The sequence below is a fragment of the Domibacillus sp. DTU_2020_1001157_1_SI_ALB_TIR_016 genome (genome assembly GCF_032341995.1).
GTDB classification, from domain to species: domain Bacteria; phylum Bacillota; class Bacilli; order Bacillales; family Domibacillaceae; genus Domibacillus; species Domibacillus indicus_A.
Map to the genome: position 1 here is coordinate 3,352,693 of NZ_CP135439.1, position 21,639 is coordinate 3,374,331.

General features: G+C 44.9%; 25 protein-coding genes and 1 other annotated feature. All 25 genes read right to left on the minus strand.

Annotated elements, in window-relative coordinates; translation table 11 throughout:
- A complete protein-coding gene (gene rpsN, locus RRU94_RS25390) occupies window positions 1–186 on the minus strand; it encodes a 30S ribosomal protein S14 (RefSeq protein ID WP_046176559.1) in 186 nt (61 codons plus the stop codon).
- A 24-nt stretch (window positions 187–210) separates the two neighbouring features.
- Entirely contained in the window at window positions 211–750 is a 540-nt protein-coding gene (gene rplE, locus RRU94_RS25395) for a 50S ribosomal protein L5 (RefSeq protein WP_242236769.1), read from the minus strand.
- A 26-nt stretch (window positions 751–776) separates the two neighbouring features.
- Window positions 777–1,088, minus strand: a complete 312-nt coding sequence (rplX, locus tag RRU94_RS25400) for a 50S ribosomal protein L24 (RefSeq protein ID WP_050182389.1) — start codon at window positions 1,086–1,088, stop codon at window positions 777–779.
- Between the two features lie 41 nt (window positions 1,089–1,129).
- Window positions 1,130–1,498 carry a 50S ribosomal protein L14 gene (gene rplN / locus RRU94_RS25405; RefSeq protein ID WP_018395165.1) on the minus strand — a complete coding sequence of 123 codons (369 nt, stop codon included), beginning with the start codon at window positions 1,496–1,498 and terminating at the stop codon, window positions 1,130–1,132.
- 45 nt (window positions 1,499–1,543) lie between these two features.
- The gene (gene rpsQ / locus RRU94_RS25410) at window positions 1,544–1,807 is read right to left on the minus strand and encodes a 30S ribosomal protein S17 (RefSeq protein WP_050182390.1); all 264 of its coding nucleotides are present in this window, start codon (window positions 1,805–1,807) and stop codon (window positions 1,544–1,546) included.
- A gap of 19 nt (window positions 1,808–1,826) precedes the next feature.
- Window positions 1,827–2,024: a 50S ribosomal protein L29 gene (gene rpmC, locus RRU94_RS25415; RefSeq protein WP_045851860.1), complete on the minus strand. Its 198-nt coding sequence runs from the start codon at window positions 2,022–2,024 to the stop codon at window positions 1,827–1,829.
- Window positions 2,014–2,448 carry a 50S ribosomal protein L16 gene (gene rplP, locus RRU94_RS25420; protein WP_050182391.1) on the minus strand — a complete coding sequence of 145 codons (435 nt, stop codon included), beginning with the start codon at window positions 2,446–2,448 and terminating at the stop codon, window positions 2,014–2,016. Before rplP ends, rpmC begins: the two co-directional genes overlap by 11 nt.
- 1 nt (window position 2,449) lies before the next feature.
- On the minus strand, window positions 2,450–3,106 hold the full coding sequence (gene rpsC / locus RRU94_RS25425) for a 30S ribosomal protein S3 (protein ID WP_251273778.1): 657 nt from the start codon (window positions 3,104–3,106) through the stop codon (window positions 2,450–2,452).
- A gap of 3 nt (window positions 3,107–3,109) precedes the next feature.
- Entirely contained in the window at window positions 3,110–3,451 is a 342-nt protein-coding gene (gene rplV / locus RRU94_RS25430) for a 50S ribosomal protein L22 (RefSeq protein ID WP_242236775.1), read from the minus strand.
- 19 nt (window positions 3,452–3,470) lie between these two features.
- Window positions 3,471–3,749, minus strand: a complete 279-nt coding sequence (rpsS, locus tag RRU94_RS25435) for a 30S ribosomal protein S19 (RefSeq protein ID WP_046176552.1) — start codon at window positions 3,747–3,749, stop codon at window positions 3,471–3,473.
- A 60-nt stretch (window positions 3,750–3,809) separates the two neighbouring features.
- Window positions 3,810–4,640 carry a 50S ribosomal protein L2 gene (gene rplB, locus RRU94_RS25440; protein WP_315693594.1) on the minus strand — a complete coding sequence of 277 codons (831 nt, stop codon included), beginning with the start codon at window positions 4,638–4,640 and terminating at the stop codon, window positions 3,810–3,812.
- 33 nt (window positions 4,641–4,673) lie between these two features.
- Window positions 4,674–4,958: a 50S ribosomal protein L23 gene (gene rplW / locus RRU94_RS25445; RefSeq protein WP_046176550.1), complete on the minus strand. Its 285-nt coding sequence runs from the start codon at window positions 4,956–4,958 to the stop codon at window positions 4,674–4,676.
- Window positions 4,958–5,581 (minus strand): 50S ribosomal protein L4, encoded by a 624-nt coding sequence (gene rplD / locus RRU94_RS25450; RefSeq protein ID WP_315693595.1) that lies wholly within the window; start codon window positions 5,579–5,581, stop codon window positions 4,958–4,960. The genes rplW and rplD overlap by 1 nt, the downstream gene beginning before the upstream one ends.
- Before the next feature lie 30 nt (window positions 5,582–5,611).
- Complete coding sequence (gene rplC / locus RRU94_RS25455) at window positions 5,612–6,244, minus strand: 50S ribosomal protein L3 (RefSeq protein ID WP_315693596.1); 633 nt, start codon at window positions 6,242–6,244, stop codon at window positions 5,612–5,614.
- A gap of 35 nt (window positions 6,245–6,279) precedes the next feature.
- Window positions 6,280–6,588 carry a 30S ribosomal protein S10 gene (gene rpsJ / locus RRU94_RS25460; protein ID WP_018395154.1) on the minus strand — a complete coding sequence of 103 codons (309 nt, stop codon included), beginning with the start codon at window positions 6,586–6,588 and terminating at the stop codon, window positions 6,280–6,282.
- 237 nt (window positions 6,589–6,825) lie between these two features.
- Complete coding sequence (tuf, locus tag RRU94_RS25465) at window positions 6,826–8,013, minus strand: elongation factor Tu (protein ID WP_315696144.1); 1,188 nt, start codon at window positions 8,011–8,013, stop codon at window positions 6,826–6,828.
- Between the two features lie 130 nt (window positions 8,014–8,143).
- Window positions 8,144–10,222 (minus strand): elongation factor G, encoded by a 2,079-nt coding sequence (gene fusA, locus RRU94_RS25470; RefSeq protein WP_251273783.1) that lies wholly within the window; start codon window positions 10,220–10,222, stop codon window positions 8,144–8,146.
- 53 nt (window positions 10,223–10,275) lie between these two features.
- Complete coding sequence (rpsG, locus tag RRU94_RS25475; RefSeq protein WP_045851849.1) at window positions 10,276–10,746, minus strand: 30S ribosomal protein S7; 471 nt, start codon at window positions 10,744–10,746, stop codon at window positions 10,276–10,278.
- A gap of 42 nt (window positions 10,747–10,788) precedes the next feature.
- Window positions 10,789–11,211 (minus strand): 30S ribosomal protein S12, encoded by a 423-nt coding sequence (rpsL, locus tag RRU94_RS25480; protein WP_045851848.1) that lies wholly within the window; start codon window positions 11,209–11,211, stop codon window positions 10,789–10,791.
- A gap of 258 nt (window positions 11,212–11,469) precedes the next feature.
- Window positions 11,470–15,060, minus strand: coding sequence for a DNA-directed RNA polymerase subunit beta' (rpoC, locus tag RRU94_RS25485; protein ID WP_251273784.1), 3,591 nt, complete (start codon window positions 15,058–15,060; stop codon window positions 11,470–11,472).
- Between the two features lie 92 nt (window positions 15,061–15,152).
- A complete protein-coding gene (gene rpoB / locus RRU94_RS25490) occupies window positions 15,153–18,707 on the minus strand; it encodes a DNA-directed RNA polymerase subunit beta (RefSeq protein WP_242236794.1) in 3,555 nt (1,184 codons plus the stop codon).
- A gap of 241 nt (window positions 18,708–18,948) precedes the next feature.
- Window positions 18,949–19,548, minus strand: coding sequence for a class I SAM-dependent methyltransferase (locus RRU94_RS25495; RefSeq protein ID WP_315693598.1), 600 nt, complete (start codon window positions 19,546–19,548; stop codon window positions 18,949–18,951).
- 72 nt (window positions 19,549–19,620) lie between these two features.
- The gene (gene rplL, locus RRU94_RS25500) at window positions 19,621–19,983 is read right to left on the minus strand and encodes a 50S ribosomal protein L7/L12 (protein ID WP_046176540.1); all 363 of its coding nucleotides are present in this window, start codon (window positions 19,981–19,983) and stop codon (window positions 19,621–19,623) included.
- Between the two features lie 73 nt (window positions 19,984–20,056).
- A complete protein-coding gene (gene rplJ / locus RRU94_RS25505) occupies window positions 20,057–20,557 on the minus strand; it encodes a 50S ribosomal protein L10 (protein ID WP_242236800.1) in 501 nt (166 codons plus the stop codon).
- A gap of 59 nt (window positions 20,558–20,616) precedes the next feature.
- Window positions 20,617–20,759: a sequence feature (ribosomal protein L10 leader region), on the minus strand.
- Between the two features lie 70 nt (window positions 20,760–20,829).
- Window positions 20,830–21,534 carry a 50S ribosomal protein L1 gene (gene rplA / locus RRU94_RS25510; protein ID WP_315693600.1) on the minus strand — a complete coding sequence of 235 codons (705 nt, stop codon included), beginning with the start codon at window positions 21,532–21,534 and terminating at the stop codon, window positions 20,830–20,832.
- Window positions 21,535–21,639 lie beyond the last annotated feature (105 nt).

Consider the following 21,639-nt stretch of genomic DNA (forward strand, 5'->3'; position numbering starts at 1 on the left):
TTACCAGCTGGCTTTTTTAACGCCAGGAATTTGACCTTTATAAGCTAGTTCACGGAAACAAATACGGCAAAGTTTAAATTTGCGGTATACAGAGTGTGGACGTCCGCAGCGTTCGCAGCGTGTGTACTCTTGTACTTTAAACTTTTGTGTGCGCTTTTGTTTCGCAATCATTGATTTTTTAGCCACGTTTTCGCCTCCCTTATATAGCGATTACTTTTGGAACGGCATTCCAATTTGTGTTAACAATTCACGAGCTTCTTCGTCCGTGTTGGCAGTAGTGACGATAACAATGTCCATGCCGCGTACTTTTGATACTTTATCGTAATCAATCTCAGGGAAGATCAACTGTTCTTTTACACCAAGTGTGTAGTTACCGCGACCGTCGAACGCTTTTTTAGAAACGCCGCGGAAGTCACGTACACGCGGAAGTGATACAGAAACAAGTTTATCAAGGAATTCGTACATGCGCTCGCCGCGAAGAGTTACTTTCGCACCGATTGGCATACCTTCACGAAGACGGAATCCCGCGATTGAGTTTTTCGCACGAGTGACCATTGGCTTTTGGCCAGTGATTTGATTCAATTCTTCAACAGCTGTATCAAGTACTTTAGCGTTTTGAACTGCTTCACCAACACCCATGTTTACAACGATTTTTTCAATTTTAGGCACCTGCATTACAGAGCTGTACTCGAACTTGCTCATAAGAGCAGGAGTAATTTCTTTAAGGTATTTTTCTTTAAGGCGGTTCACTTAGAATACCTCCCTTCTTGAACTTTTTATTTATCTAGAGTTTCACCGGATTTTTTTGCTACGCGGACTTTCTTGCCGTCCACTTCTTTGTAACCTACACGAGTAGGTTCGTTTGTTTTCGGATCCAACAGCATAACGTTGGATACGTGAATAGCTGCTTCCTGGCTTAGGATGCCGCCCTGCGGATTTAATTGTGAAGGTTTCGCGTGTTTTTTCACGATGTTGATTCCTTCAACAAGTACACGGTCTTTTTTAGGGAAAGCTGCAAGAACAACGCCTGTTTTGCCTTTGTCTTTACCTGTGATGACCATGACTTTATCGCCTTTTTTCACGTGCATGTTGCGCACCTCCTTGATGGGCCTTTTATTTATTCGTTCAATTAGATTACTTCCGGAGCTAGGGAAACAATCTTCATGAAATTGCTGTCGCGAAGTTCGCGGGCAACCGGGCCGAAAATACGTGTGCCACGTGGGCTCTTGTCGTCACGAATGATAACGCACGCGTTTTCGTCGAAGCGGATGTATGAACCGTCATTACGGCGAACGCCGCGTTTCGTACGAACGATAACCGCTTTTACCACTTCACCTTTTTTGACAACGCCACCTGGTGTTGCTTGTTTTACTGTACATACGATTACATCACCGACGTTAGCTGTTTTGCGGCCTGAACCACCGAGGACTTTAATCGTTAATACTTCACGCGCACCAGAGTTGTCAGCTACTTTTAAACGTGATTCTTGCTGGATCATTTAGGTTACCTCCTTTCGGACTTTAACATCTATCCGAACAATTAATTAGATGATGACTGCTTTTTCCACTACTTCAAGAAGGCGGAAACGTTTTGTTGCAGAAAGCGGGCGAGTTTCCATGATGCGTACTACGTCACCGATTTTTGCTTCGTTGTTCTCATCATGAGCCTTGAATTTCTTCGAGTACTTTACACGCTTTCCGTAAAGTTTGTGTGTTTTGTATGTTTCAACAAGAACCGTTACTGTTTTGTCCATTTTATCGGAAACAACACGGCCTGTATAAACTTTGCGCTGATTGCGTTCGCTCATCGTGCAAACCTCCTTTCAATTATCGATTATCAATTTCCCGTTGACGAATCACGGTTTTCATGCGGGCGATTGCTTTACGTACTTCACGAATACGGGCAGTATTCTCAAGCTGTCCCGTCGCCAATTGAAAGCGAAGGTTGAAAAGTTCTTCTTTGAGCGACTTTACTTGTTGTTCAATTTCAGCAGTGGTAAGTTCACGGATTTCATTAGCTTTCATTTGATTCACCACCAATTTCTTCGCGTTTTACGATTTTGCATTTCACTGGAAGCTTGTGTGCTGCCAAGCGAAGTGCTTCACGTGCTACTTCCTCAGAAACGCCGGCAATTTCAAACATGATCTTGCCTGGTTTTACAACCGCTACCCAGCCTTCAGGAGCACCTTTACCGGAACCCATCCGTACTTCAAGAGGTTTTTTCGTATATGGTTTGTGAGGGAAAATTTTGATCCAAACTTTACCGCCACGTTTCATGTAACGAGTCATCGCAATACGAGCAGATTCGATTTGGCGGTTTGTGATCCAAGAAGCTTCTGTTGCTTGAAGACCGTATTCACCAAATGCTACTTCTGTTCCGCCTTTTGCTTGACCACGCATTTTGCCGCGGTGTACACGACGATATTTAACGCGTTTTGGCAACAACATATTATTTGCCTCCTTCCTGAGTTTTCTTCTTCGCAGGAAGAACCTCTCCACGGTAGATCCATACTTTTACGCCAAGTTTGCCGTAAGTTGTGTCTGCTTCAACATGTGCATAGTCGATGTCAGCACGAAGAGTATGAAGTGGAACTGTTCCTTCACTGTAATGTTCAGCACGGGCAATATCTGCTCCGCCAAGACGTCCTGAAACTTGTGTTTTGATTCCTTTTGCACCTGAACGGATTGTCCGTTGGATAGCCTGCTTTTGAGCACGGCGGAATGATACACGGTTTTCAAGCTGGCGAGCGATGTTTTCCGCTACTAGTTTCGCATCAAGATCAGCGCGTTTCACTTCAACAATGTTAATGTGAACACGTTTGCCTGTTAGTTCGTTCAAAGCTTTACGAAGTGCTTCTACTTCAGAACCACCCTTACCGATAACCATACCAGGTTTCGCAGTATGAACAGTGATGTTCACGCGGTTTGCAGCACGTTCGATTTCAACACGGGATAGAGAAGCATCTTTAAGACGTTCTTCGATGTATGCGCGCACTTTCAAATCTTCATGAAGAAGATTAGCATAGTCTTTTTCAGCGTACCATTTAGAATCCCAGTCGCGAATGATCCCGACCCGTAGTCCATGAGGATGTACTTTTTGACCCACGAATTATCCCTCCTTTTTTTCTGCCACAACGATTGTAATGTGGCTTGTGCGTTTGTTAATTGCGCTTGCACGTCCCATTGCACGTGGACGGAAACGTTTCAATGTTGGTCCTTCGTTTACGTATGCTTGAGTAACAACAAGTTTGTTCACATCAAGATCGTAGTTGTGTTCTGCATTAGCGATTGCAGAGTTTAAAAGTTTTTCAATTACAGGAGATGACGTTTTTGGCGTATGCTTCAAGATCGCCACCGCTTCTCCAACTTGCTTGCCTCGAATCAAGTCAATTACTAGACGTGCTTTACGAGGAGCAATGCGGACTGTTCTTAAGACAGCTTTAGCTTCCATTGGAATATCCTCCTCTCAATTAACGTCTTGTTTTCTTATCGTCAGCAACGTGTCCTTTGTACGTACGCGTTGGCGCGAATTCACCAAGTTTGTGTCCAACCATATCTTCAGTTACATATACAGGTACGTGTTTGCGACCATCGTACACTGCGATTGTGTGCCCGATGAATTGCGGGAAAATTGTAGAACGACGAGACCAAGTTTTAATTACTTGCTTTTTCTCCGTTTCGTTCAGTGCTTCAACTTTCTTGAATAAATGATCATCAACAAAAGGTCCTTTTTTCAAGCTGCGGCCCATTTGTGTACCTCCCTTCGTGATTGATCTACGGTTCGCGTTTGGAACCGTAGGACAATTACGTTATTTTTTGCGACGACGAACGATAAATTTATCTGATTTGTTAACCTTTTTACGTGTTTTGTAACCAAGAGCTGGTTTGCCCCAAGGTGTAACAGGACCTTTACGGCCGATTGGCGCGCGTCCTTCACCACCACCGTGTGGATGGTCATTAGGGTTCATTACAGAACCACGTACAGTAGGGCGTTTGCCCAACCAGCGTGAACGTCCTGCTTTACCAACGTTTACAAGTTCATGCTGCTCGTTACCAACTTGACCGATTGTTGCGCGGCATGTTGCAAGAATCATGCGCACTTCGCCTGAATTCAAGCGTACGAGTACATATTTGCCTTCTTTACCAAGTACTTGAGCTGAAGTTCCTGCTGAACGAACCAACTGTCCGCCTTTGCCTGGTTTCAATTCAATGTTGTGGATAACTGTACCAACCGGGATATTAATAAGTGGAAGAGCATTCCCTACTTTAATATCTGCTTCCGGACCGGCCATGATTTCCGTTCCAACTTGGATGTTTTTTGGAGCTAGGATGTAGCGTTTTTCTCCGTCAGCGTAGTTCACGAGTGCGATGTTAGCCGAACGGTTTGGATCGTATTCAATCGTAGCAACGCGTCCTGGAATGCCATCTTTATCACGTTTGAAATCGATAATACGGTATTGACGCTTATGCCCGCCGCCTCTATGACGAACAGTGATTTTACCTTGGTTATTACGGCCGCCTTTCTTTTTCAACGGCTCAAGCAGTGATTTCTCAGGTGTGCTTGTTGTAATTTCGGCATAATCTAAAGACGTCATGTTACGACGACCGTTTGTGGTCGGTTTGTACTTTTTAATCGCCATTTCGTGTCCCTCCTCTTCTATTTTATACGTTTATTAAGCTTCGAAAAGTTCGATTTCTTTGCTATCTTGCGTTAATGTTACGATTGCTTTGCGGCGTTTGTTTGTGTAGCCAGCATGGCGTCCCATACGCTTGAATTTACCTTTGTAGTTCATGACGTTAACGTTTTTCACTTTTACGCCGAAGATTTCTTCAACAGCAGTCTTCACTTGCGTTTTGTTCGCGCGTACGTCCACTTCAAAAGTGTATTTTTTATCAGCCATTACAGCCATAGATTGTTCAGTAATAACGGGGCGCTTAATCACATCGCGTGCATCCATTATGCAAGCACCTCCTCTACTTTTTCAACCGCTGCTTTTGTCATGATAAGTTTATCATGGCCAAGCAGGTCAAGGATGTTGATGCCAGATGCTTCAACCACTGTTACACCAGGGATGTTGCGCGCTGACAATGCAACGAATTCATTTACTGTATCTGTCACGATCAATGCTTTTGAGTCAACAGACAAGTTTTTTAATACTGCAGTGAATTCTTTTGTTTTTGGCGCGTCGAATGACAATGCTTCTAACACTAGAATGTTTTGCTCTTGTACTTTTGATGACAAAGCAGATTTCAATGCTAGACGACGTACCTTTTTAGGCAATTTATAGCTATAGCTGCGAGGAGTTGGTCCGAATACCACACCACCACCGCGCCACTGTGGAGAACGGATAGAACCTTGACGCGCACGTCCAGTTCCTTTTTGTTTCCAAGGCTTACGACCGCCGCCGCGAACTTCTGAACGATTTTTAACTTTGTGGTTTCCTTGACGCAAAGATGCGCGTTGCATAACCACCGCTTCAAATACGACGTGTTCATTAGGTTCGATTCCGAATACAGCGTCATTTAGTTCGATATCGCCGACTTCAGAACCTGTTTGGTTTAATAATTTAACTTTAGCCATTTCTGTTTCCTCCTTTCCTGTAAAAGTTGATTAGTTTGCTTTAACCGCAGTTTTAACTTGGATTAAGGCTTTTTTGGATCCCGGAACGTTTCCTTTAATAAGAAGCACGTTGCGTTCAGCATCCACTTTTACGATTTGTAGGTTTTGTACTGTTACTTGCTCTCCACCCATACGGCCAGGGAGAAGTTTGTTTTTAAATACGCGGTTTGGCGCTACAGGTCCCATTGAACCTGGACGACGGTGGTAGCGTGAACCGTGGGACATAGGTCCGCGGCTTTGTCCATGGCGTTTAATAGCACCCTGGAAGCCTTTCCCTTTTGAAATCCCTGTTACGTCGACGATGTCGCCTTCTGCAAAAGTATCAACTTTGACTTCTTGACCAATTTCAAGATCGCTGTCGATGTTACGGAACTCACGAATGAAGCGCTTAGGTGCGATGCCTTCGCCTGCTTTCTTCACGTGTCCAAGAGCTGGTTTGTTAGCAAGCTTTTCGCGCTTGTCTTCAAAACCTAATTGAACGCTAGAGTAGCCGTCGCTTTCGACTGTTTTCTTTTGAAGTACAACGTTTGGCGCTGCTTCGATTACAGTTACTGGGATCAGCTCACCGTTTTCAGCAAACACTTGCGTCATACCGATTTTTCTTCCTAAGATTCCTTTGGTCATGAGTCACACCTCCTGATTTTTCATTAATTTATTTATTAAAGTTTGATTTCAATGTCAACGCCTGACGGCAAGTCTAAACGCATCAATGAATCAACTGTTTTTGGAGTTGGGTTCACGATATCGATTAAACGTTTATGAGTACGCATTTCGAACTGCTCACGAGAATCTTTGTACTTATGCACCGCACGAAGAATCGTGTAGATAGATTTCTCAGTTGGAAGCGGAATCGGACCGGATACACTTGCACCAGAACGTTTAGCTGTCTCAACTATTTTCTCTGCCGATTGATCAAGAATACGATGATCATATGCTTTCAAACGAATACGAATTTTTTGTTTTGCCATTATTTTCCCTCCTTTATCGCCTATTTAGCTAATAGACATACTCCGCGAAAATTTTTCCCTGACATCACCGCCATGGCAAAGCGGCCGGGTGTGTCAGCAACCTTCCGCATCAACGCTGTCAAAAACCAACATTGATTATTATACATCCATTTTCTACTGATTGCAATAGTAGAAACAAAAAAAATTACAAACAAAAACAGCCCGGCCGAAACCGGACTGTTTTCGGTGAAAATATGATTATTTTTGGATTGTTGCTACAACGCCAGCGCCTACTGTACGGCCGCCTTCACGGATTGAGAATTTAGTACCTTCTTCAATCGCGATTGGAGCAATCAATTCTACTGACATTTCTACGTTGTCACCAGGCATAACCATTTCTACGCCTTCAGGAAGGTTGCAGATACCAGTTACATCAGTTGTACGGAAGTAGAACTGTGGACGGTAGTTTGTGAAGAATGGAGTGTGACGTCCACCCTCTTCTTTAGAAAGAACATAAACTTCCGCTTTGAAAGTTGTATGCGGTGTGATTGTACCTGGCTTTGCAAGTACTTGACCACGTTGGATTTCTTCACGAGCTACACCGCGAAGAAGTGCACCGATGTTGTCGCCAGCTTCAGCATAGTCAAGAAGCTTACGGAACATTTCAACACCTGTTACAGTTGTTGATTTTGGCTCTTCAGTCAAACCGATGATTTCGATTACGTCACCGACTTTGATTTGTCCACGCTCAACGCGTCCAGTTGCTACTGTACCACGACCAGTGATTGAGAAAACGTCCTCAACAGGCATCATGAATGGTTTGTCAGTGTCACGTGTTGGAGTTGGGATGTACTCATCTACTGCAGCCATAAGCTCATGGATTTTTTCTTCCCATGCAGCGTCGCCTTCAAGTGCTTTAAGAGCAGAACCTTTGATAACAGGAATGTCATCGCCTGGGAACTCATACTCAGAAAGAAGATCGCGAACTTCCATTTCAACTAGCTCAAGAAGCTCTTCGTCATCTACCATGTCACATTTGTTCATGAATACAACTAGGTAAGGTACACCTACTTGACGAGAAAGAAGGATGTGCTCACGAGTTTGCGGCATTGGACCGTCAGAAGCAGATACCACTAGGATACCACCGTCCATTTGTGCTGCACCAGTGATCATGTTTTTAACATAGTCAGCGTGTCCAGGGCAGTCAACGTGTGCATAGTGACGAGTTTCAGTTTCATACTCAACGTGTGCAGTTGAGATTGTGATACCGCGCTCGCGCTCTTCTGGAGCACCATCGATTTGGTCATACGCACGTGCTTCTGCGCCACCTGATTTTGCAAGAACAGTTGTGATTGCAGCTGTTAGAGTTGTTTTACCATGGTCAACGTGGCCAATTGTACCAATGTTAACGTGTGGTTTTGAACGGTCGAATTTTGCTTTTCCCATTAGGAAGTCCTCCTTCAAAATATAGAAATTAGTAGTAGTTTATATTGGTCTTCTTCCGAAAAACATTCATTTTCCGAAAGAAGGGAAAGCTTACAATAGTATTTATACTTGATTAGGAAGTATAAATCAATTATTCGCCTTTATTTTTTTTGATGATTGTTTCCATAACACTCTTTGGTACTTCTTCATAATGATCGAAGTGCATAGAGTAGTTACCGCGACCTTGCGTATTAGAACGAAGAGTCGTTGCGTAACCGAACATCTCAGAAAGTGGAACGAACGCTTTAACAACTTGTGCGTTACCGCGTGCTTCCATGCCTTCTACACGTCCACGGCGTGATGTAACATCACCCATGATGTCGCCAAGATATTCGTCTGGAATAACAACTTCAACTTTCATAAGCGGCTCAAGAAGAACTGGGTTACATTTTGATACTGCATTTTTAAGCGCCATTGAAGCAGCAATTTTAAATGCCATCTCAGATGAATCGACATCATGGTAAGAACCGTCAAATAGGCGGGCTTTCACGTCGATCAACGGGTAACCAGCAAGAACACCATTTTGCATAGCGTCTTCTAGACCAGCTTGTACAGCAGGAATGTATTCACGTGGTACGGAACCACCAACGATACCGTTTTCGAATTCGAAGCCTTTTCCTTCTTCGTTAGGAGAGAACTCGATCCAAACGTGACCGAACTGACCGCGTCCACCAGATTGACGGGCAAATTTACCTTCAACCTGTGCACTAGCACGGAACGTTTCACGGTATGCTACCTGTGGTGCACCAACGTTTGCTTCTACTTTGAACTCGCGACGCATACGGTCAACAAGGATGTCAAGGTGAAGCTCACCCATACCCGAGATAACAACTTCACCAGTTTCCTGGTCAGTACGTGCATGGAATGTTGGATCTTCTTCTTGAAGTTTTTGAAGTGCTGTTGTCATCTTATCTTGGTCAGCTTTTGTTTTAGGCTCAACTGACAAGTGGATAACAGGTTCAGGGAACACCATAGACTCAAGAATAACAAGGTTTTTCTCATCGCAAAGCGTGTCGCCTGTTGTTGTATCTTTCAATCCAACAGCAGCAGCGATATCACCTGCGTACACTTGTGAAATCTCTTCGCGAGAGTTTGCGTGCATTTGAAGGATACGACCTACACGCTCACGCTTGCCTTTTGTTGAGTTCTGAACGTATGAACCAGATGAAAGAACACCTGAGTATACGCGGAAGAACGTCAATTTACCAACGTATGGATCCGTCATAACTTTAAATGCAAGAGCCGAGAACGGCGCTTCATCGCTAGATTCACGTTCCACTTCTTCATCGCTGTCTGGAAGCGTACCTTTGATTGCTGGTACATCAACCGGTGCTGGAAGATAGTCGATAACAGCGTCAAGCATAAGCTGAACACCTTTGTTTTTAAATGCAGAACCAACCATTACTGGGAAGAATTCTACGTTGATAACACCTTTACGAATCGCAGCTTTGATTTCGTCATTCGTCAACTCTTCGCCGCCAAGGTATTTCTCCATTAATTCTTCGTCAAGCTCCGCTACCGCTTCAATTAGCTTTTCACGGTATTCATCAGCTTGATCCTGGTAATCTGCAGGAATGTCAACAACCTCAATTTCAGTACCGAGGTCATTGCCATACATTGTTGCTTTCATTTCAATAAGATCAATGATGCCTGAGAACTCGTCTTCCGCACCGATTGGCAATTGAATTGGGTGAGCATTCGCCATTAGACGGTCATGGATTGTGCCAACAGAGTAAAGGAAGTCAGCACCCAATTTGTCCATTTTGTTGACGAATACAACACGTGGAACGCCGTATGTTGTCGCTTGACGCCATACTGTTTCCGTTTGTGGTTCTACACCTGATTGTGCATCAAGTACAGTTACCGCACCATCAAGTACACGAAGAGAACGTTCAACTTCTACTGTGAAGTCTACGTGCCCTGGTGTATCGATGATGTTAACACGGTGACCTTTCCATTGAGCAGTTGTTGCAGCAGACGTGATTGTAATCCCGCGCTCCTGCTCTTGCTCCATCCAGTCCATTTGTGAAGCACCTTCGTGCGTTTCACCAATTTTATGGATACGGCCAGTGTAATAAAGGATACGCTCAGTCGTTGTTGTTTTACCAGCATCGATGTGAGCCATAATTCCGATGTTACGAGTGTTTTTTAAGGAGAACTCTCTTGCCATCTATTATCTTTCTCCTTCCTGAATTAGGGTAGGTTTAAGTTTTGTTTTAAAAATTACCAGCGATAGTGAGCGAATGCTTTGTTCGCTTCCGCCATTTTGTGTGTATCTTCGCGTTTCTTAACAGAAGCACCGCTGTTGTTTGCCGCATCAAGAATTTCAGCTGCAAGGCGCTCTTCCATTGTTTTTTCACCGCGTAGGCGCGCATAGTTTACCAACCAGCGAAGACCTAGTGTTGTGCGGCGCTCAGGACGAACTTCAATAGGTACCTGGTAGTTCGCACCGCCGACACGGCGTGCTTTAACCTCAAGTACCGGCATGATGTTTTTCATCGCCTGGTCGAATACTTCCATTGGATCATTTCCCGTGCGTTCACGGATTGTATCAAAAGCTGCGTAAAGGATGGCTTGGGATTTTCCACGCTTCCCGTCAACCATCATTTTGTTAATAAGACGAGTAACTAATTTTGAGTTGTAAAGCGGATCAGGCAATACGTCTCTTTTTGCTACAGGACCTTTACGTGGCATGTGTTTTCCTCCTTTCGGAAATTCAAGTTATGTTTTTTAAAATTATGCTTTTGGTGCTTTAGGACGTTTTGTACCGTATTTAGAACGGCCTTGACGACGAGTTTCAACGCCGGCAGTATCAAGTGCACCACGAACGATGTGGTAACGTACCCCCGGTAAGTCTTTTACACGTCCGCCGCGGATCAAAACGACACTGTGCTCTTGAAGGTTATGGCCGATACCAGGGATATAAGCTGTTACTTCAATACCGTTACTCAAACGCACACGCGCATATTTACGAAGCGCTGAGTTCGGTTTTTTCGGCGTCATTGTTCCCACACGTGTGCAAACACCGCGTTTTTGCGGAGAAAGTACATCTGTTTGGGATTTCTTAAAGCTGTTGAATCCTTTATTAAGCGCCGGAGACTTCGATTTAGTGATCTTTGATTTACGAGGCTTACGTACTAACTGATTAATAGTAGGCATGTAAAGATCCTCCCTTCCTTTTTTTCTAAGCCAACACAACCAGGTGGCTCATTTTTGAGCAAAAACAAAGTTCTTGCAGCAAACCTGCAAAAACGTTCTTTGCGAATAGTGGCAATGATTGTTTTGGTCCTATCTCCATACATAAAGTAAGGTCGTACAGGAACACCTTGATCATAGTATCATTTTCATTTTCTAGTGTCAACTATTCTTTTTAAAAATTTTATCGGCGCCGGTATAATTCCCGGCGCCGATAAAAAATTATTCGACTGTAACTGATTCTTCTTCTTTTAGATTTGCTTCGGATTGACGATAACGCTGCATACCAGTACCCGCCGGAACGAGTTTTCCGATAATAACGTTCTCTTTCAAGCCAAGCAATTCGTCGCGCTTTCCTTTGATCGCAGCATCGGTCAGGACACGAGTTGTTTCCTGGAAGGATGCAGCAGACAAGAAGGAATCCGTTTCGAGGGATGCTTTTGTAATTCCCAAAAGGATCGGACGGCCTGTTGCCGGAATTCCGCCTTCAAGAAGAACTTTTTCATTGGCATCACGGAACTGATGAATTTCAAGCAGACTGCCTGGAAGAACATCTGTATCTCCCGCTTCAAGCACACGTACTTTACGAAGCATTTGGCGAACCATTACTTCAACGTGTTTATCGCCGATTTCAACCCCCTGCATACGGTATACCTTCTGCACTTCACGCAGTAAGTATTCCTGAACAGATGTGACATCTTTGATTTTCAAGTATTCTTTCGGATCGATAGACCCTTCTGTTAATACTTGACCGCGTTCGATCGTATCGTTTACGGCTACTTTTAAGCGTGCTGTATATGGAGCGTTGTATGTGCGTGTTTCCACGTCGCCTGCAATAGTGATCTCCTGCTGACGGTCACGGCCTTCTGTAATAGACGTAATGGTTCCGTTGATTTCCGAAATGATCGCCTGACCTTTCGGGTTACGCGCTTCGAAAATCTCCTGGATACGCGGAAGACCCTGCGTAATATCGTCTCCAGCTACGCCGCCTGTGTGGAACGTACGCATTGTAAGCTGTGTTCCCGGCTCTCCGATTGACTGGGCAGCAATAATACCGACTGCTTCGCCAACTTCCACTTCCTGGCCGGTTGCCAAGTTGCGTCCGTAGCATTTTTTACATACGCCATGACGTGTGTTGCAAGTGAATGCTGAGCGGATCCATACGGTTTCCACGCCTGCTTCCACAACCACTTTCGCCAAGTCTTCATCAATTTGTTCGTTTTCACGGACAAGCACTTCACCCGTTTCCGGATGCTTGATTGCTTTACGTGAATAACGGCCAATAAGACGCTCTTCAAGTGCCTCGATAATTTCCGTGCCGTCTTTGATCGAGCTGATTTCCAGGCCGCGATCTGTCCCACAATCATCCTCACGAACGATAACGTCCTGCGCTACGTCAACGAGACGACGTGTTAAGTAACCTGAATCGGCTGTTTTCAGGGCGGTATCGGCAAGACCTTTACGCGCACCGTGTGTCGAGATAAAGTACTCGAGTACCGTCAGACCTTCACGGAACGAAGATTTGATCGGAAGTTCGATAATCCGGCCGGCCGGGTTGGCCATGAGTCCGCGCATACCAGCAAGCTGTGTAAAGTTGGACGCGTTACCACGGGCTCCGGAATCACTCATCATGAAGATCGGGTTGCGTTTATCAAGGGATTCCATCAATTTGCCCTGGATAACATCTTTCGCTGCGCTCCAGACAGAAATAACGCGGTCATAGCGCTCTTCTTCGGTAATTAAACCGCGGCGGAACTGCTTCATAACGTTGTCCACTTTTGCCTGTGCTTCTTTTAGAATTCCCTCTTTTTCACCCAATACAACGATATCCGCTACCCCTACTGTGATACCCGCTTTTGTCGAATGTCTAAAGCCGAGGTCTTTCATGCGGTCAAGCATTTTAGATGTTTCAGTAATCTTGAAGCGTTTGAATACTTCAGCAATGATGTTACCAAGAATTTTCTTTTTAAACGGAGCAACAATTTCCTGCTTGGCAATGTGCTCAGGCACATTTGCACCCGCATCTAAGAAATATTTCTCCGGTGTTTTCACTTCAAGGTTGCTGCTTGTTGGTTCGTTAATGTACGGGAATGTATCCGGCAAAATTTCATTAAAGATCAATTTACCAACCGTTGTAACAAGAAGCTTTTTGTTTTGTTCTTCTGTGAAGGTCTGGTTTTCAAGAGATGAAGCTGCCACCGCAACACGTGTGTGCAGGTGAACATATCCATTTTGATAAGCCAAAATTGCTTCGTTTGTATCTTTAAAGACGGCCCCTTCCCCTACTGCTCCTTCACGCTCGAGCGTTAAGTAGTAGTTACCGAGTACCATATCCTGTGACGGCGTAACAACTGGTTTTCCGTCTTTCGGATTCAAAATGTTCTGTGCAGCCAGCATGAGCATACGCGCTTCCGCTTGTGCTTCTGCTGAAAGCGGCACGTGAACAGCCATTTGGTCACCATCAAAGTCTGCGTTGTATGCTGTACATACGAGCGGGTGAAGGCGAATCGCACGTCCTTCTACCAATGTTGGTTCAAATGCCTGGATACCAAGACGGTGAAGCGTCGGTGCGCGGTTTAGGAGAACCGGGTGCTCACGGATTACTTCTTCAAGCACATCCCACACATCAGACTGAACGCGTTCAATTTTACGTTTTGCACTTTTAATGTTGTGCGCAAGTCCACGCTCAACAAGTTCTTTCATAACGAACGGTTTGAAAAGTTCAAGCGCCATTTCTTTTGGAAGGCCGCATTGATACATTTTCAAGTTCGGACCAACGACGATTACAGAACGGCCAGAGTAGTCAACCCGCTTACCAAGCAAGTTTTGACGGAAACGGCCCTGTTTCCCTTTCAGCATATGTGAAAGAGATTTTAATGGACGGTTACCCGGTCCTGTAACAGGGCGTCCACGGCGTCCATTGTCGATCAACGCGTCTACTGCTTCTTGAAGCATACGCTTTTCGTTTTGAACAATGATGCTCGGCGCACCAAGATCTAGCAAGCGTTTAAGACGGTTGTTCCGGTTAATTACACGGCGGTACAAGTCATTCAAATCAGACGTCGCAAAGCGGCCGCCATCCAGCTGTACCATTGGACGAAGTTCTGGCGGGATAACCGGCAGCACATCTAGAATCATCCAGTCTGGACGGTTGCCAGAATGACGGAATGCTTCAATCACTTCAAGGCGCTTGATCGCACGTGTACGGCGCTGGCCTTGCGCTGATTTCAATTCTTCTTTTAACTGTTCTGTTTCTTTATCAAGATCAATGTCTTGAAGAAGCTTTTTGATCGCTTCTGCACCCATAGACGCCTGGAACTTACTGCCGTATTTATCTCGGTAAGTACGGAACTCTTTTTCAGAAAGAAGCTGCTTTTTCTCAAGCGCTGTATCTCCTGATTCTGTTACTACGTAAGATGCGAAGTAAATGACTTCTTCCAATGCACGTGGAGACATGTCCAGAACAAGACCCATACGGCTTGGAATTCCTTTGAAATACCAAATATGCGAAACAGGCGCAGCCAGCTCAATGTGTCCCATACGCTCACGGCGCACTTTCGCTTTTGTTACTTCAACGCCACAACGGTCACACACAACGCCCTTATAACGAACACGCTTGTATTTGCCGCAATGACATTCCCAGTCTTTCGTAGGACCAAAAATCCGTTCACAGAATAAGCCGTCTTTTTCTGGCTTCAGCGTACGGTAGTTGATAGTTTCAGGTTTTTTAACTTCTCCATAAGACCATGAACGGATCTTATCCGGTGAAGCGAGACCGATTTTCATGTACTCAAAATTATTGACATCCAGCAAGGGGCCTACCTCCCTTTTCTTTTTACCGATTTCCTTGAAAGCGCCCAAAAAGCGCTCGGAGCGCTTTTTGGACGAACTGCTATTTATATGGGTCAGTCTGTTGATCCGATTGGCTCGATTCCAGCGGCTTCAGGAGCGATATTTAACGTATCGGCCTGCTGCACATCATCCTCATCCTCAAGATCGCGCATTTCAATTTCTTGATCGTCTCCTGACATGATTTTCACGTCAAGACCAAGACTTTGAAGTTCTTTGATCAATACTTTGAATGATTCAGGAACACCTGGTTCTGGAACATTTTCGCCTTTCACAATCGCTTCGTATGTTTTCACACGGCCAACGATGTCATCGGACTTAACTGTTAAGATCTCTTGAAGTGTATAAGCGGCACCATATGCTTCAAGTGCCCAAACCTCCATCTCACCGAAACGCTGTCCGCCGAACTGGGCTTTACCGCCAAGCGGCTGCTGTGTAACAAGTGAGTATGGTCCAGTAGAACGCGCATGGAGCTTATCGTCAACCATGTGCGCAAGCTTGATCATATACATGATCCCAACAGATACACGGTTGTCAAACGGCTCACCACTGCGGCCATCGTACAAGACCGTTTTTGCATCACGGCTCATGCCGGCTTCTTCGATTGTTTCCCACACATCGTCCTCAGTTGCACCATCAAATACTGGTGACGCAACATGAATGCCGAGGTAGCGGGCAGCCATACCTAAGTGAAGCTCAAGCACCTGACCGATGTTCATACGGGAAGGTACGCCGAGCGGGTTAAGCATGATATCAACCGGCGTGCCATCCGGCAGGAACGGCATGTCTTCTTCCGGTAAGATACGGGAGATTACCCCTTTGTTACCGTGACGGCCGGCCATTTTATCCCCTTCAGAAATCTTCCGCTTTTGAACGATGTACACACGTACCAGCTGGTTTACACCCGGTGGCAGCTCATCGCCGTCTTCACGGTTAAAGACTTTTACATCAAGGACAATTCCGCTTCCGCCGTGAGGAACACGAAGCGACGTATCACGAACTTCACGTGCTTTTTCACCGAAGATTGCATGAAGAAGGCGTTCTTCTGCTGTCAGTTCTGTTACACCTTTAGGCGTAACTTTCCCAACAAGCAAATCACCGTCTTTTACTTCTGCACCAACACGGATAATTCCACGGTCATCAAGGTTGCGAAGCGCATCTTCACCGACATTTGGAATATCGCGCGTAATTTCTTCAGGCCCAAGCTTCGTGTCACGTGATTCTGACTCGTATTCTTCGATATGGATCGATGTATAGACGTCATCTTTCACAAGACGCTCGCTCATAATAATCGCATCTTCATAGTTATAGCCGTCCCATGTCATGAACGCAACAAGAACGTTACGGCCAAGGGCAAGTTCGCCGAGTTCCATTGATGGACCATCCGCTAAAATCTCACCTTTTTTCACACGGTTGCCGACTGCAACAATTGGACGCTGGTTGTAGCATGTTCCTTGGTTGGAACGAATGAATTTTTGCAGTTTGTATTTATCAAGATCGCCTTTGATTTCCTGTCCATCTACTTCCTGAATGCGACGGACAAGAATTTGACGTGCTTCTACACGCTCAACGATTCCTTCATGCTTACAAATAACAGCAGCGCCGGAGTCTTTCGCAGATACATATTCCATACCTGTTCCGACGATCGGTGCTTCCGGCTGCATCAATGGTACAGCCTGACGCTGCATGTTCGCTCCCATAAGGGCACGGTTGGAGTCATCGTTTTCTAAGAACGGGATACATGCTGTCGCAGCAGAAACAACCTGTTTCGGCGATACGTCCATGTAGTCCACGCGCTCACGTTTAACGACGGTATTTTCACCGCGGAAACGAGCAACGACTTCTTCTTCCGCAAATGATCCATCTTCATTTAATGGAACATTCGCCTGGGCTACTACATAGTTGTCTTCTTCGTCCGCAGTCAAGTAATCAATACGCTGTGTTACACGACCTGTGTCTGGATCAACACGACGGTACGGTGTTTCAATGAAGCCAAAGCGGTTTACTTTTGCGAAAGAAGACAATGAGTTGATCAGCCCGATGTTTGGACCCTCAGGTGTTTCAATCGGACACATACGGCCATAGTGAGAGTAATGAACGTCACGGACTTCAAAGCCGGCACGCTCACGCGTCAAACCACCTGGTCCGAGTGCAGATAAACGGCGTTTATGCGTTAATTCGCCAAGCGGGTTTGTTTGGTCCATGAACTGTGAAAGCTGGGAGCTTCCAAAGAACTCTTTAATAGACGCAATCACTGGGCGGATGTTAATCAACTGCTGCGGTGTGATCGTTTGTGTGTCTTGAATCGACATACGCTCACGAACCACACGCTCCATACGGGATAAACCGATACGGAATTGGTTTTGCAGAAGCTCGCCTACTGAACGCAGACGACGGTTACCAAGGTGGTCAATATCGTCTGTGTCGCCTACTCCGTAAAGAAGATTGAAGAAATAACCGATTGACGCAATGATGTCTGCCGGCGTGATATTCTTCACATTCATTTCCGGGAAGCCGTTTCCGATAATGTTGATAACCTGCTCTTCTTCGCTGTTTGGTGCATATACTTTAATAGTCTGAACAGTCATATCCTCTTCAACTACGCCGCCGCTTTGACGGTATGTTTTAAAGGCTACGCCGTTTTCAAGATACGGAATGATTTTATCGAGCGTGCGGCGGTCTAGTACAGTGCCTGCTTCTGCGATAATTTCACCTGTTTCCGGATCGGCAAGTGTCTCTGCCAGACGCTGTCCAAACAAACGGTTTTTCGTGTGAAGCTTTTTATTCATTTTATAACGACCAACGCTTGCAAGGTCATACCGTTTCGGGTCAAAGAAGCGGGAAACCAAAAGGCTTTTCGCATTTTCAACTGTTGGCGGCTCACCCGGGCGAAGGCGCTCATAAATTTCAATCAACGCTTTTTCCGTTGTTTCAGTGTTGTCTTTTTCGAGTGTGTTGCGCAAGTATTCGTTATCACCAAGCAAGTCGATGATTTCTTGATCAGTGCCAAACCCTAATGCACGTAGTAATACCGTAATCGGCAATTTACGTGTCCGGTCGATCCGAACATACACAATGTCTTTAGCATCTGTTTCATACTCAAGCCATGCGCCACGGTTTGGAATAACGGTCGCAGTAAATCCACGCTTACCGTTTTTATCCAGTTTACCGTTGTAGTATACGCTTGGAGAACGAACAAGCTGAGAAACGATAACGCGCTCTGCACCATTAATAATAAATGTTCCTGTTTCGGTCATAAGCGGGAAATCGCCCATGAAAACTTCTTGATCTTTCACTTCGCCCGTTTCTTTATTTAAAAGACGGACTTTCACGCGGAGCGGCGCAGAATACGTAACATCACGCTCTTTCGACTCATCCACGGGATACTTTGGCTCTGCCAGGCTGTAATCAATAAATTCCAGTGCCAGATTACCTGTGAAATCTTCAATCGGAGAAATGTCCTGGAACATTTCACGCAGACCCTCATCAAGAAACCATTGATAGGAGGCTGTTTGAATTTCAATCAAATTCGGTAAATCTAATACTTCACTAATGCGCGCATAGCTTCTGCGCTGGCGGTGTCGTCCATACTGAACTAGTTGACCTGTCAACTGATTCACCCCTCAAATCAAGCGTTATTATTGCCTATACTTTATCTTCAAGCAGAGTATTTTCATACTCAACAAGACAAAAAGAAAAAGGTTTTGTCAAAGAAAACCTCATTTTTATCACAATTGGCCCTATTTTGTTGTCATTGTTCCCATTTTAACAAAAAAATATTCTCATTGACAAACGGGCACAAATATTATATTGGCATTTTACAATAATAGCATACGGTTTTTTTAGGGTCAATTATTTTTTCGCTCGTAAAATAAAATAGCCCTTAGACTTCGCTGCTATATCACATGAGCCAGCCAGACGCTCCATTTCTTTCATTACAGACGGTGCTCCCTGCTTCTTTTGAATGACTACCCACAGTTCGCCGCCCTCTCTGAGCTTCGCAAATCCTGTTTGAATAATATCAAATACCACTTCTTTTCCTGCACGAATAGGCGGATTCGTCAGCACAGCGGCAAATCCTTCTTCCGACACATTTTGAAGACGGTCACTTTTATAAATTTGAACGTTCTCTACTCCGTTTCGCTTTGCATTTTTGCTTGCGAGATCAAGAGCCCGTTCGTTTACATCAATCATATGAATCGTCCGGTTTGGCTGCTCGGATGCGATTGAAAGGCCGATCGGCCCATAACCGCAGCCTGCATCTAAGATGGGACCCTCTACTTCAGGCCATTCGAATGTTTCAATTAACAATCTTGAGCCAAAATCTACTTCCGATTTTGAAAAAACACCTGCATCGGTTTCGAATCTATAAGTCCGGTCCCGCAGCACAAAATCAAACTGCTGCAGACGGTGCTCACTGTTTGGTTTATTGGAAAAATAATGATCTGCCACGATCATTTCCCCTTTCAACAAACAAAAGCCCGCTGTAAAACCAGCGGACTTTTGTGTCATTGTATCAAAGAATTACTTCACTTCTACAGAAGCGCCAACTTCTTCAAGTTTCGCTTTAAGCTCTTCAGCTTCTTCTTTCGCGATACCTTCTTTAAGTGCTTTAGGAGTGTTATCAACTAGCTCTTTCGCTTCTTTCAAGCCAAGACCTGTGATTTCGCGAACTACTTTGATAACTTTGATTTTTTGGTCGCCTGCTCCAGCAAGGATAAGGTCGAATTCTGTTTTTTCTGCTGCTGCGTCGCCGCCTGCAGCACCTGCTACTGCAACTGGTGCAGCTGCTGTTACGCCGAATTCTTCTTCGATTGCTTTTACAAGGTCGTTCAATTCAAGAACGGACATTTCTTTGATTGCTTCAATGATTTGCTCTTTAGACATTTTGTATTTCCTCCTTAGTGTGTTTTAAAAATGTTTTTTTATTCGTTAAACCGCTAGGCGGCTTTTCTTACAATTATGCGCCTTGCTCTTCTTTTTGGTCGGCCACTGCTTTCGCTGCAAGAGCGAAGTTGCGGATTGGCGCTTGAAGAACGCTGAGTACCATAGAAAGAAGTCCTTCGCGTGATGGAAGTTCTGCAAGTGCTTTAACTTCCTCAACAGATACGAAGTTCCCTTCAAGAACACCCGCCTTGATTTCAAGGGCGTCGTTTTTCTTCGCGAATTCGTTCAAGATCTTCGCTGGAGCCACAACATCCTCAGCACCGAACGCGATTGCGTTTGGACCTGTAAGGAACTCTCCAAGTCCTTCGATGCCTGCTTGTTCAGCTGCACGGCGAGTCATTGTATTTTTGTATACTTTGAACTCAACGCCTGCTTCACGAAGCTGCTTACGAAGTTCCGTTACTTGTGCCACGGAAAGACCGCGGTAGTCAACGATGACTGTCGATGGGCTGTTTTTTAGTTTGTCAGCGATTTGGCCAACAAGTTCTTGTTTTTTCTCGATAACGCTGCTCATCTGCTACACCTCCTGTAAAATTTGTCTGAACGAAAAACGTTCACTCATTTTATACCGTTTAGGAAACGTAAAAAGCCTCCATGTCCCGGAAGACATGGAGGCACGAAAAGCGGACAAAGCCGCGCAATCTATTTCGCAAGTCCTCGGCAGGATGATTAAGCTCGAAAGCCCCTGCTGTCTACGGTACAAATGTGCATATGTGATTAAGTTGCTGCTTACTAACTGTAAGCCCAACGAATATTACTTTATCATAAAGTTTTTACGTTGTCAACTTAGTTTTTTACTGTTGTGAAAGATGCTGCATCTACTTTGATACCAGGGCCCATTGTAGATGTAACAGCGATGTTTTTCATGTAAACGCCTTTAGCTGCAGAAGGCTTTACTTTCAACATTGTATCAAAGATAGCTGTAAAGTTTTCAACAAGCTTTTCGCTTTCGAAAGATACTTTACCAACTGGTACGTGGATGTTACCTGCTTTATCAACACGGTATTCTACTTTACCAGCTTTGATTTCTTGGATCGCTTTTGTTACATCAAATGTTACTGTGCCAGTTTTCGGGTTCGGCATCAAGCCTTTTGGTCCAAGAACGCGGCCTAGTTTACCAACTTCACCCATCATGTCAGGTGTAGCTACGATTACGTCAAATTCGAACCAGCCTTGTTGGATTTTGTTGATGAAGTCGCTGTCGCCTACGTAGTCTGCACCAGCTGCTTCAGCTTCTTTTGCTTTTTCGCCTTTTGCGAATACAAGAACGCGTTGTGTTTTACCTGTTCCGTTTGGAAGAACAAGCGCACCGCGGATTTGTTGGTCTGCTTTTTTCGGGTCAACGCCAAGACGGAATGCCGCCTCAACTGTTGCATCGAATTTAACTGTAGTTGTTTTCTTTACAAGCTCAATTGCTTCTTCTACTGAATATTGTTTCGTGCGGTCAACAAGCTTAGCCGCATCTTGAAACTTTTTACCTTGTTTAGCCATGTTTTGTTTCCTCCTTATGTGGTTTTAGCGGAATTTACCTCCCACGAATAAAGGCTGCGGATGAAGTATCGCTACTTCACTCGCAACCTCCCAAAAACGAACAAC